The 23,250-nt window shown below is 65.2% G+C and carries 15 protein-coding genes and 1 pseudogene; 13 read left to right on the top strand and 3 right to left on the bottom strand.

Going from position 1 to position 23,250, the window contains the following annotated elements; genetic code table 11:
- The first annotated feature begins 19 nt into the window (after positions 1-19).
- Complete coding sequence (locus tag EO174_RS07920) at positions 20-469, top strand: hypothetical protein (RefSeq protein ID WP_241239982.1); 450 nt, start codon at positions 20-22, stop codon at positions 467-469.
- Between the two features lie 297 nt (positions 470-766).
- On the opposite strand, the gene EO174_RS07915 is transcribed toward EO174_RS07920, so the two are convergent.
- Both EO174_RS07915 and EO174_RS07910 read right to left on the bottom strand, forming a co-directional pair.
- On the bottom strand, positions 767-1,171 hold the full coding sequence (locus tag EO174_RS07915) for a hypothetical protein (RefSeq protein ID WP_104584463.1): 405 nt from the start codon (positions 1,169-1,171) through the stop codon (positions 767-769).
- Positions 1,168-4,518: a winged helix-turn-helix domain-containing protein gene (locus EO174_RS07910; protein WP_126943593.1), complete on the bottom strand. Its 3,351-nt coding sequence runs from the start codon at positions 4,516-4,518 to the stop codon at positions 1,168-1,170. Before EO174_RS07910 ends, EO174_RS07915 begins: the two co-directional genes overlap by 4 nt.
- Before the next feature lie 396 nt (positions 4,519-4,914).
- Here EO174_RS07910 and fabV point away from each other — a divergent pair, with 396 nt between their 5' ends.
- Positions 4,915-6,123 carry an enoyl-ACP reductase FabV gene (fabV, locus tag EO174_RS07905; protein WP_126943589.1) on the top strand — a complete coding sequence of 403 codons (1,209 nt, stop codon included), beginning with the start codon at positions 4,915-4,917 and terminating at the stop codon, positions 6,121-6,123.
- Positions 6,124-6,287: 164 nt separating this feature from the next.
- Here fabV and EO174_RS07900 read toward each other — a convergent pair whose 3' ends face one another.
- Positions 6,288-7,310 carry a sugar kinase gene (locus EO174_RS07900; protein ID WP_104584457.1) on the bottom strand — a complete coding sequence of 341 codons (1,023 nt, stop codon included), beginning with the start codon at positions 7,308-7,310 and terminating at the stop codon, positions 6,288-6,290.
- 285 nt (positions 7,311-7,595) lie between these two features.
- Between EO174_RS07900 and EO174_RS07895 the strand changes: the two genes are divergently transcribed.
- The 11 genes and pseudogenes from EO174_RS07895 to EO174_RS07840 all read left to right on the top strand — a co-directional run bounded on the left by EO174_RS07895 (position 7,596) and on the right by EO174_RS07840 (position 23,239).
- Entirely contained in the window at positions 7,596-10,364 is a 2,769-nt protein-coding gene (locus EO174_RS07895; protein WP_115675567.1) for a TonB-dependent receptor, read from the top strand.
- A gap of 230 nt (positions 10,365-10,594) precedes the next feature.
- Positions 10,595-13,792 (top strand): TonB-dependent receptor, encoded by a 3,198-nt coding sequence (locus tag EO174_RS07890; RefSeq protein WP_126943586.1) that lies wholly within the window; start codon positions 10,595-10,597, stop codon positions 13,790-13,792.
- A 13-nt stretch (positions 13,793-13,805) separates the two neighbouring features.
- The gene (locus EO174_RS07885; protein ID WP_126943583.1) at positions 13,806-14,783 is read left to right on the top strand and encodes a pectinesterase family protein; all 978 of its coding nucleotides are present in this window, start codon (positions 13,806-13,808) and stop codon (positions 14,781-14,783) included.
- Entirely contained in the window at positions 14,783-15,826 is a 1,044-nt protein-coding gene (gene pelA / locus EO174_RS07880; RefSeq protein WP_126943580.1) for a pectate lyase, read from the top strand. The genes EO174_RS07885 and pelA overlap by 1 nt, the downstream gene beginning before the upstream one ends.
- Positions 15,827-16,024: 198 nt before the next feature.
- Entirely contained in the window at positions 16,025-19,879 is a 3,855-nt protein-coding gene (locus EO174_RS07875; protein ID WP_126943575.1) for a LamG-like jellyroll fold domain-containing protein, read from the top strand.
- Between the two features lie 242 nt (positions 19,880-20,121).
- Positions 20,122-20,451: a hypothetical protein gene (locus tag EO174_RS07870; protein ID WP_126943572.1), complete on the top strand. Its 330-nt coding sequence runs from the start codon at positions 20,122-20,124 to the stop codon at positions 20,449-20,451.
- A 452-nt stretch (positions 20,452-20,903) separates the two neighbouring features.
- Positions 20,904-21,611, top strand: coding sequence for a TIGR02391 family protein (locus tag EO174_RS07860; RefSeq protein ID WP_164740128.1), 708 nt, complete (start codon positions 20,904-20,906; stop codon positions 21,609-21,611).
- 95 nt (positions 21,612-21,706) lie between these two features.
- Positions 21,707-22,144 (top strand): annotated as a pseudogene (locus tag EO174_RS07855) (LamG domain-containing protein); the annotation flags it as partial.
- 187 nt (positions 22,145-22,331) lie between these two features.
- Positions 22,332-22,541, top strand: a complete 210-nt coding sequence (locus tag EO174_RS07850; RefSeq protein ID WP_164740127.1) for a hypothetical protein — start codon at positions 22,332-22,334, stop codon at positions 22,539-22,541.
- A gap of 60 nt (positions 22,542-22,601) precedes the next feature.
- Positions 22,602-22,985, top strand: a complete 384-nt coding sequence (locus EO174_RS07845) for a hypothetical protein (RefSeq protein ID WP_126943566.1) — start codon at positions 22,602-22,604, stop codon at positions 22,983-22,985.
- A 53-nt stretch (positions 22,986-23,038) separates the two neighbouring features.
- Complete coding sequence (locus EO174_RS07840; protein ID WP_126943563.1) at positions 23,039-23,239, top strand: KTSC domain-containing protein; 201 nt, start codon at positions 23,039-23,041, stop codon at positions 23,237-23,239.
- Positions 23,240-23,250 lie beyond the last annotated feature (11 nt).

Genomic DNA, 23,250 nt, shown 5'->3' with positions numbered 1-23,250 from the left:
GTCCGCTGCGGAGTCCGTCATGCGCCTGGTCCGGTACCTGTGGGTGTTGAGCGTCGTGCTGTCCACCAGCGCCTGGGCGGCGCCCACCCAGGCCGACTTGCCGGTCGCCTGGGCCCAGGCCGCCCTGCATGTCCAGCCGCCAACCGAGCGCGACCTGCGGGTCAGCGTGGCGGCCTGCGCCGGGGCGGTGCGGGGCGCAGTGGCCCGCACCTGCGACGGCTGGTCGGCCCGCATCGATGCCCACGGGTGCGGCCCGGGCCTGGGCTGTCGGCCATGGGCAGGGCGTGGTGCTGGCGACCTCCGCGCAGGCATGCCCGGCGCGTGGTCCATCCGCGGCCAGCTCAAGGTGGCCTTCAGCAACGGAACCGAGCGGGATGACCGGCAGCAGGCGGTGGCGAGCCACTGCGCCGCGCGCCTGGCGGATGCCCCGGCCGACACCCAACCGCGCCCGCGGGACTGCGTGGGATGAGACGCCCTCGCCAGGCGCTGTTGGCTTCAGCGCGGCAGGCTGGCTGTCGCCATCCACGGCTGGCCGGAGCACCCGGCAATACGCCCGCCAGCCAGGGCGCAGCGAGCGCCATCGGGACCGCCAGCAGGTTCCTCCCGTGGCAACGGGTGCGTGCGCAAGTCGACATCAGGAGCCAGCGGCCGTGGTGTATCCACCACCGGCCCCGGCCCCTGGGCGTGCGCACGCTGTGGCCCTGCCCACGCATTGCGGCAACACACCGCCTGGTGGCGAACCGCCAGGCCGGTGGCCAGGCAGGGCTTACTGCAGGGGCGGGGTTTCCTGCGGGTTGATCTGCGGATCGTTGCCAACCTGGGGATCGCAGCTGAACCAGGTCTTCTTGTCCTTGCGGCTTTCGTCTTCGACGATGATGGTCAGGAAGATCAGTGTCGGCACGCTATTGGCATTGCTGACCTGCACGCTGCGGCCGTCGGGGCTGATCGTGGGTTCTCCGATCTGTTTCAAGGCATCGGAACTCAACAGGCTCTTGATCTTGAAATGCCTGGGGACGACGTCTTCATCGAAGTAATACAGCAGGGTCGATGCCTTGTCGTGCTTATCCACGATCAGCAGGTCCGGGGCGAAGCTGTAGAAATATTCGCCGGCACCGGTGTTGCCGCCGAATCCCACCCGTGCCACGGTGAGTTTGATCTTGAAATCCGTCATGAGCTGTCCTGTTCCTTGAAAAGCGGGGCATAGAGGGAGACGAACCCCGGGTGGCGGTAGCCCGCCTGATACAGCCATCCGAGCTGTTGCGTAACGGCACTGCGCTGGCCCAGATGCACCTGCGCGCGAATCCAGGGGTCCAGCAGGGTCTTGTCGCGGCTGTTGCCGATGTCCTTGCCCAGCACGGCCACCGCGCGCTGCCATGCCGCGCGTGCGCCGTCGTCGTCGCCGACGGCGGCGCGTTGTTCGCCATGCCACACCAGCGCTTGCGACAAGGCGGAGATGCCAAGCAGATCGTCGGGTCTGGCGCGATGCAGGGCATCCAGCCGCGCAACGATCTGATCAAGGTCGCCTGCGTGTGCGCCTGCGCGTCCGGTCTGTACGCGGTGCAGGCGCAGCGCAATGATGGCATCCAGCCATTGCCATTCGGGCAGCGGCTGGGCCTGTTGCAGCAGGCCAGCCATGGTCTGACGGGCCTGGCCAAGTTGCTGTTCGGCTTGACCGGGACGCCCATCCAACGCGGCCACCCAGCCAGCCTGCGCGTAGGCATGCGCCAGATCGCGTTGCCATGTGTTGTTGTCCGGCTGCAGCGCCACCAGCGGTTGCAACATCCGCACGCTGTCCTGCGCATCGGTCTGCGCCTGTGCCAGGTGACCCCGCGCCACCGCCAGGTTGGAGGTGCGGATCAACGAACCCGCCAGACGCCGTCGCCAGGCATTGGCATCGGGGTCGTTCTCGACCAGCACGCGCAACATCGCGATTTGATCGCGGTAGCCCTGCTCGGCAGGCGCCAGCAGGCCCTGGTTCTCCTGTGCCAAGCTGAGCCATGACAAACTGTCGATCAACTCGTAGCGCAACGACGGGTTGTCCGGAGCACGCGCGATCAGCATGCGCTTGAGCGAGATGTCGCGCGCGAAAAAACCGATCGCCGTCGTGGTATCGCCGCGTGTGGTGGCCAGCGTGCCGAGATTGTTGAGCGCGTACGACAGCTCCAGCTGCCAGCGTTGGTCATCCGGCGCCGTGCGCACCAGCCATTCACTGGCCGCCAGATACTGCGACCAGTAAGTCTGCGCCAACGGGAACTGCTTGCTGCGGTAGGCCATGTTTCCCAGCCAATACGCCGCCTGGCCCATTTCCGCGCGCGCCTCCAAGGTATCTGGCGCTCGCATGCGTGCCTGCTCGGCAGTGGCGGCCGCACGCGTGAATGCCGCCTGCGCCTGGTCCAGCTTGCCCTGGTTCATCAGCACCTCGCCGGTGGTGCGCAGCGCGCGCGCGTGGTTGACCAGATCGCCTGGCTGCATGCTCGTGCTGGGCAGGTCTTCCAGGTAGCGCAGCGCGCGGCTGCCCACGCTGTCGAGCAGTTTCAGATTGCCCACCGTGCGCAATTGCTCGGCCAGGTCGCCCAGCATGTAGCTCACCAGTTGCTGGGCCTGGTCGCGCCGTTCTTCAGCCACCTGCTGCGCCTGCCGCGCCTGCCAGCCCAGCAGCAGCGAGGCGCTTGCCAGCACCACCAGCATGCTTGCCGCCGCCGCATACAGGCCGCGGCGGCGGCGCTGCGAGCGCTCGCAGGCATGCAGGAACGCGTGATCCAGCGCGTCCAGGTCCTGCGGCATGCGCCGCGCCGCCTCGCGCGCCTCGCTCAACGGGCGCCCGCTGTTGAGCAGGTGATCGCTGCGCCGGCCTTCGGCGGCCCAGCGTTGCGCGGCCAGTTGCAGCCGCTTGCGTGCCTGCAGCAGGCGGCGGTTTTCATGGATCCACTCGGCCGCACGCGGCCATTGCCGCAGCAAGGCTTCGTGCGCCACCGCAAAGCCGGGCTCGCCGGCCACCAGCTCGCTGACGAACAGGCGCGCATGCACGAAGGCCTCCACCAGCACGCGCGCTGCGCCGTGCCCCGGCAGGGCCGACCACAGCGCCCGCCGCGCGGTCACCGCATCGCTGTCGGGATGGATCACGCTCAGCACGCTCAGCACCTGGCCCAATGCCGCCTGCGCGGCAGCCGGCAAGGCGCGGAAGGTGTGCTCGGCATGATGCGCCAAGGCGCCTTCCAGCCCGCCCAATGCGCGGTAGGCGGCGAAGGTCAGCAGCCCGTCGTCGCTGCGTTGCGCATGCAAGGCATGCAACAGGTGCTGCAGCAGCGGCAAGGCATCGGGCTGGCGCGCGGTGGCATCGCGCAGCACATCGTCCAGCCGGCTGGCGCTGTCGCGCTCTTCTTCGAAGCGCAGCCCGGCCATCGCCGCCGGCACGCGGATGATCTGGCCGATCTCGCCGTCGCGTGGCGCCAGCAGATCCACGTGTCCGTCGCCGCGCTTGAGTTCGACGATCTGCGGCAAGGCGTCGATCAGGCGCGGGTAGAAATCGCTGCGGGTGAGCATCAGCACCGCCACCTGCGCGCTGCCGCACAGCGCCTGCAAGGCGGCGGCCAGTGCGGCGCGGTCGGCATCGGTGATCCCCGGCGTGGCCACCAGCGCTTCTGCGTGATCGATCACCAGCAGCAGATGGCGCTGGGTCTGTGCGCTGTCGCGCGCTGGCGTGCCTTGACGCATCGCTTCGGCAATGGCCGCATGCAGCGGTGCAGGGCGCTGCAGCCACTCGGGCAACGCCGCCATCTGCGCCGGCGAAAACACCGCGCGCCCGCCCGGTGCCCACTCGCCGAGCGCGCGCGCCAGCGTGTCGAGCACATCGCCGCCACGGCATTGGGCCAGGTTGCAATACGCTACCGCGAGGGCTTGCAGGCCATCCAGCCCGCCGGGCTGCGCCAGCAACGGCACCACGCCGGCGCGCAGCAACGAGGTCTTGCCGCAGCCGCTGGCACCGCTGACCAGCACCAGCCCGCGCTGGCTGTGCAATTGCGCGCGCAGCGCGCCCAGCACCTGCGCAATGGCATGGCTACGCCCGAAGAAGACCTCCGCATGCGCGGGATCGAAGGCCTGCAGCCCCACATACGGGTTGCCGTGTCCCCACACCTGCGCGCCCAGTACCGCACCGCGATAATCGTCGGGGAACACCACCTTGGGCAGCAGCCGGTAACCGCGCTTGCGGATGGTTTCGATGTAGCGCGGTTGGCGGCTGTCGTCGCCCAGCTTGCGGCGCAGTTGGGCGATGGTCTTGTGCACCGGGTTGTCGCCGTAAAAGCTGCCGTGCCACACCTCGATCAGCAGCTGCTCGGCGCTGACCACTTCGCCGGCCCGCTCGGCCAGCGCGATCAGTACTTCCATCATGCGCGGTTCCAGCGCGATGGCCTGGCCGTCGTCGATCAGCACCAGCCGTTCCGGCGCGACCAGCAATGGCCCAAGCCGAAATCGCGGGACAGAGCCCAGCTGCGTGACGCGCTCGCTTCGAAGAGACATTCGCTCGGATACCGGTCGCACGGTGGGAGGAGCCTCGACGATCGCCATCAGGCGCGGCCAGGCACGGCACGGCAAGCGCAAACGTAGCACAGCGCTCGGGCAGGAAATCGAGGGTGATCGTGGTTCGTTCGCGCCCGTGTATGGACGATGCCGGCCCGGCAACGCGGCGTGCCGGGCGATGACGGGCGTCTTCACGCATGGCGATGCAGCCGCGTGTGGCGCGCCGCGGGCTGTCTCGCCGGCAGGCCGACGATGTGCGCGTGTTCGGTGCCTTGGCCTCACCATGCCGGTGCCACGCAGCACCCGCTCCGCACCGCCGGTGGCCAACGCCGCTCGCCCCAAAGTCCGTCACACGCACTAAAATGCCGCCAGCATCTTGCTGACCAGGAGTCCACGTTGATCATCCATCCCAAAGTGCGCGGCTTCATCTGCACCACCACGCATCCGCTTGGCTGCGAGCGCAATGTGCTCGAGCAGATCGCCGCCACGCGTGCGCGCGGCGTGCGCAATGACGGCCCGAAGAAGGTGCTGGTGATCGGCGCATCCAGCGGCTATGGCCTGGCCTCGCGCATCACCGCTGCGTTCGGCTTCGGCGCCGACACGCTGGGCGTGTTCTTCGAAAAACCCGGCAGCGCCAGCAAGGCCGGCACCGCCGGCTGGTACAACTCGGCCGCGTTCGACAAGCATGCCAAGGCCGCGGGCCTGTACAGCAAGTCGATCAACGGCGATGCGTTTTCCGATGCCGCGCGCGAAAAGGTCATCGAACTGATCAAGACCGAGATGGGCGGCCAGGTCGACCTGGTGGTGTATTCGCTGGCCTCGCCGGTGCGCAAGCTGCCCGGCAGCGGCGAAGTAAAGCGCTCGGCGCTCAAGCCGATCGGCAACACCTACACCGCCACCGCCATCGACACCAACAAGGACACCATCATCCAGGCCTCGATCGAGCCGGCCAGCGCGCAGGAGATCGACGACACCATCACCGTGATGGGCGGGCAGGACTGGGAGCTGTGGATCGATGCGCTGGACGGCGCCGGCGTGCTTGCCGATGGCGCACGCAGCGTGGCCTTCAGCTATATCGGCACCGAGATCACCTGGCCGATCTACTGGCACGGCGCGCTGGGCAAGGCCAAGGTCGACCTGGACCACACCGCGCAGCGCTTGAACGCGCGCCTGGCCAAGCGCGGCGGCAGCGCCAACGTGGCGGTGCTCAAGTCGGTGGTGACCCAGGCCAGCGCCGCGATCCCGGTGATGCCGCTGTACATCTCCATGGTCTACAAGATCATGAAGGAAAAGGGCCTGCACGAAGGCACCATCGAGCAGCTCGACCGCCTGTTCCGCGAGCGCCTGTACCGCGAGGACGGCCAGCCCGCCGAGGTGGACGCCGAAAACCGCCTGCGCCTGGACGACTGGGAACTGCGCGACGACGTGCAGGACGCCTGCAAGGCGCTCTGGCCGCAGGTCACCACCGAGAACCTGTTCCAGCTCACCGACTACGCCGGCTACAAGCACGAGTTCCTCAAGCTGTTCGGCTTCGAGCGCGACGATGTGGATTACGACGCCGATGTGGAGACGGACGTGACCTTCGACTGCATCGAGTTGGCTTGATTGCCGGGATTGGGGATTAGGGATTGGGGATTCGCAAGAGCGGTGCGCTACGCATCGCTGATCCTTGCCGGACCCGAACGGGGTGTATCACGGACGACCGACATGTAATGCCGGTTGTCCTTGCTGTTACGAATCCCCACTCCCGACTCCCCAATCCCGGCGCGTCAGCGCCTCACATCAAACCGTGCATCCCCCACGCAGGCCTGCACCTCGGCCACCGAGAGCGGATTGAAATCGCCGGGAATCGAGTGCTTCAGGCAGCCTGCTGCCAGGCCGAAGCGCACCGTATCGTCCAGTGACCAGCCTGCGATCAGGCCGTGCAGCACGCCGGCCGCGAACGCATCGCCGCCGCCGATGCGGTCGATGATCGGCGTGAGTTCCTCACTCGGCGCGCGCGCCACTGCACCACTGCGCGGCACCAGCAGCGCGCCCAGGCTGTGGTGGTCCACGTTGTGCGTCACACGCTGGGTGCAGGCCATCAACTGCAGCTGCGGGAATGCGGCAAACGCCTGCTGCGCGGCCGCTTCCACCCGCGCTTCCAGCGTGTCCTGCGGAAACTCGCCGCCCAGCACCACGCCGATGTCGCGGTAGTCGGCAAACACCACGTCCGCACAGGCGAACAGCTGGTGCAGGATGCCGCGCGCATCGCCCTGCCAGCGTTGCCATAGCTTGGGCCGGTAGTTGCCGTCGAACGAGACCTTGACCCCGGCCGCCCGCGCCGCGCGTGCCGCCGCCAGCGTGGCCTGCGCCACGTCCGCGCCCAGCGCCGGGCTGACCCCGGACAGGTGCAGCCACTGCACGCCCTCCAGCAGGGCCGGCCAGTCGTAGGCATCGGCCGGGGCCAGCGCAAACGCCGAATCGGCGCGGTCGTAGACCACCTCGCTGGGGCGGTGGATCGCGCCGGTGGTCAGGAAGTACAGCCCCATGCGGCCGTCCACCCGCCGCACATGCCGCGTGTCCACGTCGTGGCGGCGCAGTTCCCCCAGCACCGCCGCGCCCAGCGGGTTGTCGGCCACGGTGCTGACCATCGCCACGTCATGGCCGAAATGCGCCAGCGATACGCCGACATTGGCCTCGGCCCCGCCGCAATGCACGTCCAGCCGCGGCTGCTGCAGCAGCAGCTCGTGACCAGGCGCCCCCAGGCGCAGCAACAACTCTCCAAAGCACAGGATACGGGCACGACTCATGCGGCAATTACCTCGGCTGTGTGGTGCGTCACGGTGTGGGGGAACCGCTGCGCGTCAGGATGACCATCGGTGTCATTCTAGCCGGCGCCAAACGCGCCGGGCGAGGCCCATGATGCGACGCGCAGTGACCGCTTGCACCCCTTTTGGGCAAATTCGGTGACGTTTTCTGCTGCGCTGCAAGATGTTACGGGAGGATTCAGCTGGTAACGTCGTTTTGACCAGCGGTGTCATTGCCGCTCACAACCAGACTTTCATGTTGTTCATGGACCCTTGGGAGGGGAGGACATGCAATTTCGGACCACCAGCCGGAAGACACCGGTTACCTTGCTGGCGTTGTCGATCGGCCTTGCGCTGAGCGGCCACCTGGCAGCACAAGACACCACCCAAGCGCCTGCAGAACCGGCCGTCGACCTGGACACCGTCACGGTGACCGGCTATCGCGCCTCGGTGGAAAAGGCCCTGGACATCAAGCGCGGCGAAGCCGGCGTGGTCGATGCGATTGTCGCCGAGGACATCGGCAAGTTCCCCGACCTCAACCTGGCCGAATCGCTGCAGCGCATCCCCGGCGTGGTGATCACCCGTGAGGCCGGCGAGGGCCGTGCCATCTCGGTGCGTGGCCTGGGCCCGGAGTTCACCCGGGTGCGCATCAACGGCATGGAAGCGCTTACCACCGTCGGTGCCGGCGACCAGAGCGGCGGCACCAACCGCGGCCGCGGCTTCGACTTCAACGTGTTCGCCTCGGACCTGTTCTCGCAGCTGATCGCGCGCAAGACGGCCTCGGCCGATGTGGAAGAAGGCTCGCTCGGCGCCACCGTCGACCTGCGCACCGCGCGTCCGTTCGACTACAACGGCTTCACCTTCGCCGCCAGCGGCCAGGCCGCCTACAACGCCATGGCCGAGAAGGCCAACCCGCGCGTGGCCGCGCTGATCGCCAACACCTGGGCCGACAACACCTTCGGCGCCCTGCTGTCGGTGGCCTACACCGAGCGCGAGGTGCTGGAAGAGGGTTCCAACACCGGCCGCTGGGCCAATGGTCCGAGCAACGGCGGCTTCAGCGCCACCTCGCCGTTCGCCGCGGCACGCTCGGCGGACGTCTACCACCCGCGCTTCCCGCGCTATACCCAGCAGATCCACGACCAGCAGCGCCTGGGCGTCACCGGCGCGTTGCAGTGGAAGCCGACCGACCGCACCACGCTGTCGCTGGACATGCTGTATTCCAAGATCGACGCCAAGCGCGACGAGCGTTACATCGAAGCGATCTCCTTCAGCCGCGGCGGCAATGCACGCCCGGTGCTGGTCGGCAAGCCGGCCACGGTCGTGCGTAACGGCGAGGTCCGCAACAACGCCCTGGTGTACGGCGAATTCGACAATGTCGATATCCGTACCGAAAACCGCCACGACGAGTGGAACACCGAGTTCAGGCAGGTCAGCCTGGACCTGGAGCATCGTTTCAACGACGACTTCAGCATCAATGCCCGGGTCGGTACCTCGCGCTCGGCGCACGAGAACCCGGTGCAGACCACCATCATCATGGACAAGTACGACGTCGACGGCTACAGCTACGACTACCGTGGCAACAGCCGCGCGCCGGTGCTGAACTACGGCATCAACCCGACCGATCCCACCGGCTGGGAACTGGCCGAAATCCGCCTGCGTCCGCAGACGGTGGACAACGACTTCGACACCGGCCAGATCGACTTCAACTGGAACATCAGCCCCGGCTTCCGCCTCAAGGGCGGCGTGCTGGCCAAGAACTACACCTTCAGCACCGTGGAGCTGCGCCGCGCCAACGAACTGGCCGTGCCCACCTTCGCCAATGGCACGCGCATCGTGCCGGCCGATCTCACCGAACAGGCCGGGCTCAAGGGCATCAACGGCAGCCCCTCCAACTGGGTCGTGCCCAACCTGGATGCGGTGGCCGACCTGTTCGGCATCTACAGCAATAGCGGCAGCTTCGCCGTGGCCCCGCGCGTCAACAACAGCCGCAGCGTCGAGGAAAAGGACCGCGGCGTGTGGTTGATGGGCGAGTTCTCCACCGACCTGGGGTCGATTCCGTTCTCCGGTAACTTCGGCGTGCGCTATGTGGAGACCGAGCAGGAATCCACCGGCTATGCGTTGATCAACAACGCACCGGCGCTGACCACCGTGGGCCGCAAGTACAGCAATACGCTGCCCTCGTTCAACCTGGTCGCCGAGCTGGCGCCTGACCTGCTGCTGCGTCTTGGCGCGGCCAAGGTCATGAGCCGTCCCGGCCTGGGCAGCCTCACCCCCGGCGTGACCGTGGCGGTGGCCGGCGGCGCGCGCACCGTGGCCGGCGGCAACCCGGACCTGGACCCGATCGAGGCCACCAACGTCGACCTCGGCCTGGAGTGGTACTTCAACGAAGGCGCCATGCTCGGTGTCGGCCTGTTCTACAAGGACATCGAGAGCTTCATCCAGACCGCGCGCGAAGTGCGCCCGTATTCCAGCAGCGGCCTGCCGGCTTCCCTGCTGGAAGGCACTGGCGCCACCGTCAACGACGACTTCGCCTTCAGCATCCCGCTCAACACCCCGGGCGGCGAATTGAAGGGCGTGGAAGCCAACTACACCCAGCCCTTCACCTTCCTGCCGGGCAAGTGGGCCAACCTGGGCGTGCAGCTCAACTACACCTGGGTCGATTCGAAGATCCAGTACCTGGCCAGCAGCGGCGCGCCGGTGATGAAGAACGACCTGCTCGGGCTGTCGCGCTCGTCGTGGAATGCCACGTTGTTCTACGAAGGTGAGTCCTTCGCAGGGCGCGTGTCGGCCACCAACCGCGACGACTACCTCACCCAGGCACCGGGTGCGGAAACCGGCTTCAACGTCGACGGCGTGCACGGCATGACCGGCACCACCATCCTCGACGCCTCGCTGCGCTACAAGATCAGCAAGCAGCTGGAGCTGAGCCTGGAAGGCATCAACCTCACCAACGAGGCCTCCGACGAGTGGGTGTCCTCGCCACGCACCGGCCAGCTGCCGCTGCAGTACGCCGAAACCGGCCGCCAGTACCTGCTGGGCCTGCGCTACAAGTTCTGACCCGCTGCCTGCCCGCTGCGCACACGCGCAGCGGGCCCTTATTCCAACGCTTGATCGTCGTGGATGCGGTGCCCTGGCGCACGCATGCAACGCGGTGGGCGTGATGTTCGAAACGTCCAGCAAGAACGCAGCGCGCTTGCGCAGCGGTGTTGCTGGTCGCCCATTGCGACGCCATGGCCTTGGGGGGCTGAGCGCGTCATTGCAGCCAGTGCCATGGAGAGAGCCGCATCATGCATGTCCGTTCGCGTCGTTCCGCCTCCGTGGCGGCCGCTCGCCTGCCCACCGCGCGTCTGTCGGTGGCCATCGTCCTGGCACTGCATGCGGCCGCTGCCGTCGCGCAGACCACACCGGCCACACCGCCCACCGACGCGGTGGATCTGGACCGCGTACAGGTCAAGGCCACCTACCGCGAAAGCCTGCAGCAATCGCTCGATGCCAAGCGCTACAGCGTGGAACAGGTGGATGCCATCTACGCCGAAGACATCGGCAAGTTTCCCGATCTGAACCTGGCCGAATCGATGCAGCGCATCGCCGGCGTCTCCATCGACCGCGAAGGCGGCGAGGGCAAGCAGATCTCCGTGCGCGGCCTGGGCTCGGACTTCACCCGCGTGCGCATCAACGGGCTGGAAGCCCTGGCCACTGCCGGCAGCGGCAGCGATGGCGTCAACCGCAGCCGCGGTTTCGACTTCAATACCTTCGCCTCCGAACTCTTCAGCCGCGTCACCATCAGCAAGACCCAGTCGGCGCAGATGGACGAAGGCTCACTGGGTGCCACCGTCGACCTGCGCGGCTCGCGCCCGTTCGACTTCGACGGCTTCGAAGCGGCCGCGTCCACGCAATACGGCTACAACGATCTGTCGCGCGAAAAGGACCCGCGTTTTTCCGGCCTGATCAGCAACATCTGGGCCGATGGCCGCGTCGGCGCGCTGATGTCGGTGTCCTACAGCGAGCGCCACCTGCGCGAGGAAGGCTACAACCCGGTGCGCTGGGAGCACGGCAACTACCGCAACTCCAACCAGAGCACCGCCACCAACAACGGCACCTATGGCTTCTGTTCGCCGGTGGGCTACAACCCGCAGACCCCGCGCAACCCGCTGGCCAACGAAACCCCTGCCGGGGTCGGCTCGCAGGCCAACCAGGACCGCAACAACGGCTGGGGCAGCTACGGCATCAGCGCCGCCAACTGCGGCACCGGCATTCCGCGCCCGGCCAACACGCCGGAGAACATCCAGGCCTACGAAACCGCCACCAACGCCTGGATTCCGCGCTACCCGCGCTACATCCGCACCGATCACGAGATCAAGCGCCTGGGCGTCACCGGCGCGCTGCAGTTCAAGGTCAGCGACGACACGCTGCTGAACTTCGACATGCTGTATTCCAAGCTGGACAAGGACCAGCGCGAAGACTCGGTCGGCGCCAACCTGCACCGCACCGCCAACTTCGGCGGCAAGACCCAGATCGCCGTGCGCGAAGCGCAGGTGGACGACCAGAACCGCCTCACCTATGGCGTGTTCGACAACGTCGATTTCCGCACCGAATCCAGCAACATCGAAGAATCCACCGAGTTCAAGCAGTTCAGCCTGGACCTGCAGCACCGCTTCAACGACCAGGTGCGCGTCAATGCATTGGTCGGCCACTCGACCTCGGACTACGAACGCCCCGAGTTCTCGATGGTGAGTTTCGACAACACCAACCTGGACGGCTTCGTGCTGGACCGGCGCGGTGGCGGCGATTACCCCAGCATGAGTTTCCCGTTCGATGCGGGCAACCCGAATAACTGGCAGTGGCTGGGCTATGGCGCAGTGCCGGTCAACAGCAACGGCACCGCGCGCGGCACCAACATCAGCGAGGTGCGGCTCAACCCGCAGTCGGTGGGCAACACCTTCGATACCGCCAAGGTGGATCTGGAATTCAACATCAGCCCCACCTTCACCTTCCGCACCGGGCTGGCCTACAAGAACTACGACATGGACACGTCGGAGTCGCGCAACATCTCCTACGGGCGCCTGGCGCAGGCCTTGCCGGCCGGTGTGGGCGTGGGCGATTTGAGCACCAACCTGGACGGCTTCGGCCGCAGCTTGAACGGCAGCTTCCCCACCACCTGGGTGATTCCGGATTTCCAGAAGGTCGCCGACCTGCTCAACATCAATTGCGACTGCGACACCGGCGTGCCCGGCGGCGACTACCGCCTGGCCGATGTCGGCCACTTCGGCTCGTCCAACAACAACTTCGCCGTCAACGAAAAGAGCCTGGGCACCTACCTGCAGCTGGACTTCAACACCGACCTGTGGGGGCGCGCGCTGCGCGGCAACCTGGGCGTGCGCTATGTGCAGACGCAGATCGCCGCCAGCGGCTATGCGCCGTGCACGGCCACCGCGGCCGGCGCCATCTCGCCCAACTGCCAGTCGTTCTTCGGCGTGGCCAGCGCCACCGCCGCGGCCGGCGAGCGCCTGCTGGTGCCCACCACGGTCAACCACAACTACCGCGACATCCTGCCCTCGTTGAACCTGTCCTGGGATGTCAGCGACGAGGTGGTGCTGCGCTTCGGCGCGGCCAAGACCATGGCGCGCCCCACGCTGGCGTATCTGTCGCCCAGCGTCAGCGGCGGGCCCACCCAGTATTTCGACGACGGGCGCTTCTTCTCGATCAACCTGGGCAACCCCAAGCTCGACCCGTTCCGTTCCACCAACTACGACCTCAGCGCCGAATGGTATTTCCGCGAGGGCTCGCTGTTGTCGGCGGCGGTGTTCTACAAGGACATCGACAGCTACGTGCAGCGCACCCGCGTGCTCAGCACCTGGGAAGCGATGGGCTACTCGCTGGACCTGCTCCCCGCAGGCTTCACGCCAGACACCATCTTCAACGTGCAGAGCTACTTCAACACGCCCGGCGGCCCGCTCAAGGGCTTCGAGCTGACCTACCAGCAGGCCTTCGACTTCTTGCCCGGCTTCTGGCGCAACTTCGGCATCCAGCTCAACTACACCCAGGTCGATTCCAAGATCAATTACCTGTTCAGTACCGCCGGCAGCAGCAATACCAGCATCACCACCACCGCCACCGAGCGCGACCTGCTCAACCTCTCGCCGCAGTCCTACAACGCCACCGTCTACTACGACGACGGCCGCTTCAGTGCGCGCGTGTCCACCAGTTATCGCGATGGCTACATCAACAACATCCTGGCCCAGGAAGACGTCTACGACCTGGATGGCAAGCGCCTGGTCACCGCCGACGTGACCGGCAAATACAGCGTGGAAAACGTGGATTTCAACATGTCCTACAAGCTCAACGACCAGCTGTCGCTGACGTTTGAGGCCATCAACCTGCTCGACACACCCGACCGCCGCTACGTCGATTCCACGCTGGAACTGCCCGACAAGTACACCGTCACCGGGCGCCAGTACTACATCGGCGCGCGCTACAAGTTCTGACAGGAGAACAGCAATGCAACCGCATCGCAGGATCGTGTTACGCACGCTCGCCGCCACCGTCTTGCTGGCCGGGCTGTCGCTCGGCAGCACCGCTGCCATCGCCGCCGACCCGGTCTACACCGTGGCCAAGCAGGGCAGCGCCGGCTACCGCACCGTGCAGGCCGCCATCGACGCCGCCGTGCAGGGCGGCAAACGCGCGCAGATCAACATCGGCGCCGGCACGTACCAGGAACTGATCGTGGTGCCGGCCAACGCCCCGGCACTCAGGCTCACCGGCGCCGGCCCCACCCAGACCATCATCACCTACGACAACTACGCCTCGCGCATCAATCCGGCCACCGGTACCGAATACGGCACCTCCGGCTCGTCCAGCGTCATCATCGCCGGCAACGACTTCACCGCGGAAAAACTCGCCTTCGGCAATCACGCCGGCCCCGTCGGGCAGGCGGTGGCAGTGCGCGTGGATGGCGATCGCGCCGCGTTCCGCAACGTGCGCTTTCTCGGCTATCAAGACACGCTATATCTGCGCAATCCCAAGCTGTCCTACTTTCTGGATTGCTATGTGGAAGGCACCGTCGATTTCATCTTCGGCGGCGGCACTGCACTGTTCGAAAACGCACAGCTGCACTCGCTAGGCGATGGCTATCTCACTGCCGCCTCCACCCCGCAGGAGAGCGCACACGGCTTCGTATTCCGCAATGCACGCGTCACCGCTGCCAGCGGCGTGTCGCGCGTGTTCCTGGGCCGGCCGTGGCGCCCGTACGCCAGCGTGAGCTTTATCAGCAGCCAGCTCGGCGCGCACATCGTGCCCGAGGGCTGGAACAACTGGGGCAACACCGCCAACGAGGCCACCGCCCGCTACAGCGAATACCAGAGCAGCGGCGCCGGCGCCGACCCGTCGCGCCGCGTGAAGTGGTCGCGTCAGCTCAGCGCCGCGCAAGCCGCTGCATTGGATCGCAACACCATCCTCGGCACATGGAGGCCGTTCTGATGATCCGTTCGCACCTGCTCCGTTTCCACACGCTCGCCTTCGCTGGCGCCTTGCTGCTGGCTCCGCTGTCGGCACTGGCCGACAAGATCGCCGACAACATGCTGCTGCTGCAGACCGCCTCCGGCGGCTGGTCCAAGCAATACAAGGGCGTGGCCGTGGACTACACCCGCACCTTCACCGCTGCGGAAATCGCCGAGCTGCAGCAACCCGGGCGCAAGGACGACGCCACCATCGACAACAAGGCCACCACCTACGAGGTCGGCTACCTCGCCACCATTTACAAGACCGAGAAGAACGCCAAGTACGTGGCAGCCGCCAAGCGCGGCGTGGATTACCTGCTCACCGCGCAGTACGCCAACGGCGGCTGGCCGCAGTTCTACCCGGACCTGTCGTCCTACCATCACCAGATCACCTACAACGACGATGCGATGGTGCGCGTGCTCAACCTGCTGCAGGACATCAGCGAGGGCAAGGGCGACACCGGCGCGCTGCTGCGTGCCAGCCACGGCGCACGCGCACGCCAGGCGGTGACCAAGGGGCTGGAATGCGTGCTCGCCACCCAGGTCAAGATCGGCGGCACGCTCACCATCTGGGGCGCGCAGTACGACGAGGTCACGCTCAAGCCGGCCAAGGCACGCGCGTATGAGCTGGCGTCGCTGGCCTCCAGCGAGTCGGTGAGCATCGTGCGCTTTTTGATGCGCCAGCCCAACCCGTCCGCGCAGATCAAGACATCGGTCGAGGCCGCTGCACGCTGGTTCGACACCCACCGCATGCGCGATCTGGCCACCAAGAAGATCGACGACCCCACCCAGGAAACCGGCAAGGACGTGATCCTCATCGCGCAACCGGGTGCGTCACTATGGGCGCGCTTCTACGACCTGCAGAATCAACGCCCGCTGTATGCCAACCGCGAGGGCAAGGCCTTGACCGAGTACATGCAGGTGCCCAACGAGCGCCGCGTCGGCTATGCCTGGCATGGCACCTGGCCGGACAAGCTGTTGAAGGACGACATTCCCAAGTGGAAGGCCGCAAACGGGCTGTAGTGGACGCAGCCATCGCATTACCGCACGCGGCGCATGCTGGCGCGCAGCACGCAGGCACGGCATGTACGCTCGTACGTGCCGGCCCGCGTGCCCGCCGCCAACCGTGTGCCGCGTGCTGCGTTGCGGTGGCACGTTGCAGTGTCTGTCGCCCGTGCGTTGCGGCAGTGGTTTTGAAGCAGTGGTTTTGAACCAGACGAGGTGCGTGTGCTGAAGGTTTGGATGGGTTTGTTGTGTCTGATCGCGCTGCCGGCAAGTGCGGCCACTTCCACGGCCCCGGAGTTGCTATTCCGGGTCTCGGCCGACCGCGACCTGCAGGCCGATGTCGCCCGCGGCGACGGCGTGCCCAACTTCCGCGACAAGATCACGCTGGTGCCCACTGGCAAGCGCGGCAACGCCATCGAATGGGCCGACGACGGCGTGCTGTCGTGGAATGCGCCCGGCAACCTCTACACCCAGCGCGGCACGCTCGGCTTCTTCTGGCGCGCGCGCTATCCCGTTGGCGAAGCGCCGTTCGTCATCTTCCGGGTCGGCTACGCCGACCACACCAGCTGGGACATGGCCTGGCTGCGCATCGACTGGAACGGCCACGGCTTCGATGCTTTCGTCACCGACGCCAACCTCGCGCGCAGCCGCGTCTCCTTCAAGCTCGACAAGAATCCCGCCGCCAGCGCGTGGACCCACATTGCGTTTGCCTGGGACGAATCCCGCGGCGTGCGCCTGTATGTCGATGGCAAGGAAGCCGCCCGCGTGGACTGCGGTGCGCCCTGCGCCAACGGCGGCGCGCTCGACTTCGACGCCGCGCTGGACCAGTTCGGCCTGGCCGGCCGCGTGATGTCGCCGCACCAGGTGCAGAGCCGCTACAACTTTTTGCGCGGCAGCGACTTCGACGAGATCCGCATCTACGACCGCATGCTCGACGCCAGCGGCGCCGCCGCGCTCGCACGCCTGCAGGAGCCCGCCAGCGCCGAGCCGGCTACACCGGCATCGCAACACGCCGCCTTCCTGCATCGCTTTGGCTGGGACAACGGCCACGCACCGCCACTGCTGGATGCACCGGTCACCCGCATCCGCAAGGTCGAGTTCACTGACGCGCGCGACCTCAAGCAATGGATGTGGAAGGCCACCGACGGCATCGCCGAAACCACCTGGCCCGGCGTCTACAACCGCTCTCGCCTGCCCGGCCGCAACGACTACTTCCAGCTGCCGGACTGGAACACCTATGTCGAAGGCGGCAAGGCGCTGGATCTCACCCTGCCGGACGAGCCGGTCAACCGCATCGAGCTGCGCGGCGCCGCCTACGGCCAGGCCAGCTACACCGCGCCCGCTGCCGGCGGTGCCACCACTGCGCAGGCGCAACTGCTGTTCGCACGCGCACAAGGCGTGGTGCGCAGCGTGGACCAGTTCCCCGAGCGCCGCGGTGGCACCCTGCGCTTTGCCAACACCGCGCAGGAAACCCCCATCCAGGAAATCTGGGCCTACAACGTGCAGCCGGGCGCCGTGCCCAAAGGCAGCGCGCAACTCAGCTACACCGTGCGCAGCGACATCCAGCCCGACTACGACAACCTCGCCCCCTTGCGCGATGTCATCGCCGGCCGCTACCCGCCGGGCGAGCGCCAGACCGTGGTCGCGCTGCCCACCAAGGCACCGGCGCGCAAGCGCCCCAGCGACAAGGCGGCGGCAAGCGCGCAGCGGCCCATCGTGCACATCCTGGTGCCGTCCAGCCTGGGCAACCCGCCGCCGGACCAGGCGCTGATGCGCAGCTGGTCCTACGGCTGGGAGAACATGCACGACGGCCTGGACGGCATCGCCATCACCCTGCCGGCGCTCAACCTGCCGGCCACCCACAACGGCAGCATCCCGCTCAACATCCGCATCAAGGACCCCATCTGGCCGGCACGCGACATGATCGATGTCTCGGTCGCGGTCGCCCCCGGCCAGGCCCGCACGCTGTGGCTGGACCTGCGCGACAGAATCCTCAGCAACGACAGCCTGATGCTCAGCATCGCCGCCGCCGCGCCCGGCTTCGATGCCAACGCGCTCGATGGCACCCAGCTGCAGTTGGTGTTCAAGCCGCGCGCCGAGGCCATCACCGAGCACGTCGCCGACCGCTTCAACCAGGTCAAGGACAACTGGGGCTTTCTGGTGGAAGAACACACGACCTCCAAGCGCCAGCTGCTCTACAAGCGCCTGGATGCCGACATCACCGACCTGCTGCGCGTGGACCCGGACAATGCGCTTGGACGCGAATACTGGAACGACATCAGCTACGCCAACCAGGGCGCGTTGCCTGTCGAACTGCCCACCGTACCCAAGGGCGTGCCCGCCTGGGCGTTCTGGCAGCTGCAAGACCTTAGCGCCACCCGCCTCTACATCCGCTGGTGGATCGAGCAGCGCCAGGTGGCCTACGGCGATTTCGGCGGCGGCATCTCCGACGACTCGGACCTGGTGCAGCAATGGCCCGGCGTCGCCCTGATGGGCGTTGACCCGGACATGCTCAACGCCTCCATGCTGGCGCTGTCCGATGCCAACTACCGCAACGGCATGTTCACCAACGGCCTGTCCACCATCGAAACCGACGAGCTGCATTCCTACGAGGAGGGCATCAACCTCAACAGCGCCCTGCTGTACCTCAACTGGGGCGACCCGCGCACCGTCGAGCGCCTGATGGAAACGGTGAAAGCCTTCGACACCATCATCCAGGTCAACCCGCAAGGCCACCTGCTGTTCGCCAGCAACTGGTTCGGCGGCCGCAAGGTTTACCGCGAGCCCAACTGGCAATGGCAAAAACCGTACTCCTTCCCCATCGTGCACCCGGCCATCCTGCTGGGCGGCTATAACGCCGACCCCAACAGCCGCCGCATCGTCACCGGCCTGGCAGACGGCTACCTCGCCCACGCCTACACCAACGCCAAGGGCAACTGGGCCCTGCCCAACGAGATCAACTGGCAAACCGGCAAGACCCGCGGCGGCGAACTGTTCGAAGGCAGCGGCGGCGCCGACACCTTGCATACCTTCTGGGCCGCCTACCGCTTCACCGGCGAGCAGCGCTATCTCAAGCCCATCGACTACCGCGTCGCCAACAGCGGCCCGAATGGCCTCTCGCTGCTCAATGAAAACTTCCTCGATGTCATGGGCAAGCGCAACGACTGGAGCGGCAAGCTCATCGATGCAGCCAACAAGGACGACGGCAGCGCCCCGGACTTCCCGCACCATGTGGCCTGGGAGCACACCGGCAACCTCGAGTATCTCGCCGCCATTTACCGCAGCGAGGCAAGAGAGAAACTGCAGAACTTCTACATGAACACCGAAGGCCACTGGTGGAGCGACCGCGTGGAATCCCCCACGGTCAACCTGCAACGCGCCCGCCTGGGCGGCGTGGCGCTCAAGCGCAACCAGACCTACCCCGGCCACACCGTCAGCTGGCGCTTCGCCGATCCAGAGGCCGCCACCCAAGTGGCCATCGCCATCCCCGCACCCCGGCAAGACCGCTTCACCGTCATCGCCTACAACACTTCCAGCAAGACTCAGCGCGCCAGCATGACCGGCTGGAACGTCGCCCCGGGCCAATGGCGTATCACCCAGGGCGTGAGCAAAGCCAATGACGGCAAGCTCGACAGCAACGCCAAGACGCAAGAGGCCGCTTTCGAAAAAAGCGCTTCCATCGACATCGACTTCCCCGCAGGCCGCACCACCGTCCTGCAGCTCGAACGCATCGCAGCCACCACCCCGGTCGAACTGCGCCCGGACCTGGGTATTGGCCACGGCGATGTGCGCGTGACTGCCGATGCCATCGAGGTCACCGTGCACAGCCTCGGCCATGCCGATGCGCCGGCCGGGTTTGTGGTGCTGGAGGATGCGCGTGGCAAGGAGTTGGCGCGGGCGGGGTTCCCGTCGTTGGAGGCTCCGCGGGATTTGGTGGCGAAGACGGCAGTTGTGCGGTTGGCGGTGCCGGCGGGTAGCAGTGGTAAGGGCGGGCGCTTGCGGCTGGTGACGGAAGGTGAGGTTGCTGAGGTGACTCAACGCAACAACATGCTGGCGGTACCGTGGAAGTAGGCAACGAGCTCGAGTGCCGGGTTTCTTAGATCCCGGCATTCGGCCACAAGGAACTTCGCGTAAAAGAATCAGCCCGCAAAGACGCGGCCTAACACCAGGCGTCAAAGGTAGGGACGCAGCTGAAAAGAGATGACTTCAAATGTTTATGTTGATTGACCGCGGTCAGGGAGTCGGCGAGGATCCTGTTATGCCGCGCTTAGGCGGTCCAATGGTAGTTAGGCCTCAGTGTAAGGAGATTGTTCGTGACGAAGGAAGAAGCATATTCAATCATCCGGAGAGTGGCAGAAGCATTTGCAAGTGGCGACTGCTCCAATCTTCCAACAATGGGAGAGATTGAACAGGCTGGTGCAATTATCGCCGCGATTGCTCAACAGAAGAAGCCGGAGATGGAACGGGACGGTGCCGGGCTTAAGACGCTAAGCGAAAAATTAGTCGCGTACTTGAAATCGTTGGCGAATGCTGCTGTCCAGACAGAAAAGCTCGCCGAAGATGCTGCGATCTCGCGAGAAGCGATTCTCTGTGAAATTCCCGACCTTGATGAGAAGCTCCCAAAAGCCCGGCGGAAGATGTGAGGCCTAACAATTCGTTCAAGCCGAGACCGCTTCGCGGCTCGGCTTAAATGGTGACGTGTACCATCAAGCTGTGCCGCGCAGCGGTCCGGCTTAACTCAGGTGTTAGACCGTGGTGGAGCAAGTCAGTTTGTCAGTCCTGCTTCGGTCGGTTCGCTGGCATGCAGGGAGTCGGCTCCGGACAGCAGTCATCACCGTTTTGGGTCGCGGTGAGTTCGACGCTTCGCCCGTGCCCGTAGCTGCCGTGCCGCGCTCATTGCGTCTAGCTTCGGTGGCACCACGCGATTCGGCATTGCTGGGCAAGCTCCATCCCGCAAGCTGTGGCACACTCGATCCAGGCGGCAGCGCTGGGGAGCATGGTTGCACCATCCAACCTGTGCGCCACTCACTGCCTAACAACTCATTCAAGCCGAAGTTGCTTCGCAACTCGGCTTAATTCAAGCGTTAGATGGCACATGACGATTGATCGCATCATCCCGGACGTAGAAGCCCTGCTTGCTCTCGAGCCAGAGGAGTTGGGTGGCATCGTGCTTCGGTACCTTACGACGGCTGAAAAGAGCGAGTTGAACATCCACAACTTCACTCTCAATCACAGTATCGCTAGCTATCCGCCTGCAAAGCACGAGACAGCGCGGCGCGCCCTGATGGAAGCGTGGATTTGGCTAGAGAGGGAAGGCTTCTTGGCACCTCAACCGGATAACGTGGCTACTTGGCGTTACATCACGAGGCGTGGCCTGCGGGCTGCGGAAGCAGAGAATTTTGCGGCGTATCAGGCCTCCAATCTGCTGCCAAAATCTCAGCTTCATCCTGTCATTGCGCAGAAGGTCTGGGCCACGTTTCTTCGCGGAGACTATGACACCGCCGTCTTCCAAAGCTTCAAAGAGCTTGAGGTTCATGTCCGCAACGCGGCCGGTCTGGAAGCAACAGACATCGGCATGGAGTTGATGAGAAAAGCATTTCGGCCGGAATTAGGTCCATTAACGGACACCTCATTGCCTAAGGGCGAACAAGAGTCGCTAATGCACCTAATGGCAGGCGCAATTGGCTCGTACAAAAATCCATCTAGCCATCGATCGGTCACTATCGAGGCAGAGGAGGCGGCTGAGATGATCGGGCTGGCAAGTCACCTCTTACGTATCGTTGATAAGCGGAGTGCCATCTAACAACTCATTCAAGCCAAAGCCGCTTCGCAGCTCCGAATAACGGGGTCAGGTTCACTTGAGAAGGCAACCTGACCCCGTTCCGTTCCGTTCCGTTAGAAAAAAGCGCGGCCATCGACGTCGACTTCCCTGCAGGCCGCACCACTGTCCTGCAATTCGAACGGATTGCAGATGCCACACCGGTCGAACTACGCCCGGACCTGGGCATCGGCCATGGCGATGTGCGGGTGAACGCAGACGCCATCGAAGTCACCGTGCACAGCCTTGGCCATGCCGACGCACCGGCCGGATTTGTGGCGTTGGAGGATGCGCGTGGGAAGGAGCTGGCGAGGGTGGGGCTTCCGGCGCTTGCCGCGCCACGCAATCTGCAGCCAATCACCTCGCAGGTATGCCTGCCACTAACCAACCCGGCAAATCAAAAAACCGCGCAATTGCGTGTGCTTGCCGAAGGCAGCGCCCAAGAGATTGCCGACCTCAACAATAAACTCGCTCTACCCACCCTGGCCAAGCCGGCAACCGCAAAAAACAGCCAATAACCCAACATACCAAGCCCTTCTCCCGCACGCGGGAGAAGGTACCCGAAGGGCGGATGAGGGCAAAGCCGATTAAGCCAAAGATCAATCGCGCAAGCGCATTGACGCAACCCAAAAACTCGGCGAGGATCAAGGCACGCAGTACTTAATAAAGCTGCAAAGCCACACATTTCTTCAGGGGGAAGAAACAATGTTGAGCAAGGTATGGAGCATCGTGGCACTGACTGTGGCCGCACTGGGATTGTTTACCGCCTCCGCGCAGGCGCGCGTCAGGGCCGCCGGTTCGCACCACACCACCAGTCACGGCGGTCACTACAGCGCAGGCCACGGCGCCTCGCACAAGGGTGGCAGCTACCGCAGCATCAGTACCAACAACCACTATCGGCGTCACAAGTCCTAGCAGGCCTCAAGCCAACGCCACTCGGAAGTGCTGCGTGATGCAGGAACTAGGACGCAAAGAATGCGCTATCAAAAACTCCTGAAGCTACTCGCCGGCCTTGCCGGCGTCATGCTCGCAGCGACAGGCGCGTTGCTGGTGGCGGTGGTTGCAGCAGGCCAGGTACGTGAGGGACAGACGGGCGCATTAATCAGCGGCATCGGATTTCTGGTGATGGCCGCTCCTGCGCTGGCAATGCCGTTCTCCTTACGCGCTGCCAAGCGATTGCTGATGCTAACGCTGTGCTGTCTCGCGGCACTCGCGATTTGGCTTTCCTTCTGGCCGAAAGAAGGCGTCACACCGACGCTACACCTGCGAGTTGCCGTCCTTGCGTTCCCGGCACTTCTGATACTCCGCATGCTGCTGGCTCGCCGTCGCAAGATGACGAAGCTTAGTACTGACAATTAATTCAAAGAGCAGGCCCGACGTTGTCCCACGTAGTTCAAACGGTAGGAAAATCGATGGATATGATTCGCGTAAACTCGTCAGCCATCAGCGCCATTGGCTACGACCCGGCTAGCATGCGTATGAAAATTCAATTCGTGCAGGGCCACACATACGATTTCTGCGGAGTGCCCTCGCACGTGTTTCAGGGGCTTCTCAATGCGGGCTCAAAAGGAATTTACTACAACGAACACATTCGGGATCGATACCAATGCTGATTCAATAATTT

Origin of the sequence: Xanthomonas sp. BRIP62418, from assembly GCF_003993495.1 — a bacterium.
In the GTDB taxonomy this organism is placed as follows: domain Bacteria; phylum Pseudomonadota; class Gammaproteobacteria; order Xanthomonadales; family Xanthomonadaceae; genus Xanthomonas; species Xanthomonas euroxanthea.
Note: the sequence above shows the minus strand (reverse complement) of the source record. Positions and strands in the feature narration are given on the sequence as shown.

Coding starts and splice junctions, on each gene's coding strand:
- EO174_RS07920 (WP_241239982.1), top strand. CDS start 20: ATGCGCCTGGTCCGGTACCTGTGGGTGTTGAGCGTCGTGCTGTCCACC.
- EO174_RS07915 (WP_104584463.1), bottom strand. CDS start 1,171: ATGACGGATTTCAAGATCAAACTCACCGTGGCACGGGTGGGATTCGGC.
- EO174_RS07910 (WP_126943593.1), bottom strand. CDS start 4,518: ATGTCTCTTCGAAGCGAGCGCGTCACGCAGCTGGGCTCTGTCCCGCGA.
- EO174_RS07900 (WP_104584457.1), bottom strand. CDS start 7,310: ATGAGTCGTGCCCGTATCCTGTGCTTTGGAGAGTTGTTGCTGCGCCTG.
- EO174_RS07895 (WP_115675567.1), top strand. CDS start 7,596: ATGCAATTTCGGACCACCAGCCGGAAGACACCGGTTACCTTGCTGGCG.
- EO174_RS07890 (WP_126943586.1), top strand. CDS start 10,595: ATGCATGTCCGTTCGCGTCGTTCCGCCTCCGTGGCGGCCGCTCGCCTG.
- EO174_RS07885 (WP_126943583.1), top strand. CDS start 13,806: ATGCAACCGCATCGCAGGATCGTGTTACGCACGCTCGCCGCCACCGTC.
- pelA (WP_126943580.1), top strand. CDS start 14,783: ATGATCCGTTCGCACCTGCTCCGTTTCCACACGCTCGCCTTCGCTGGC.
- EO174_RS07860 (WP_164740128.1), top strand. CDS start 20,904: ATGACGATTGATCGCATCATCCCGGACGTAGAAGCCCTGCTTGCTCTC.
- EO174_RS07850 (WP_164740127.1), top strand. CDS start 22,332: ATGTTGAGCAAGGTATGGAGCATCGTGGCACTGACTGTGGCCGCACTG.
- EO174_RS07845 (WP_126943566.1), top strand. CDS start 22,602: ATGCGCTATCAAAAACTCCTGAAGCTACTCGCCGGCCTTGCCGGCGTC.
- EO174_RS07840 (WP_126943563.1), top strand. CDS start 23,039: ATGGATATGATTCGCGTAAACTCGTCAGCCATCAGCGCCATTGGCTAC.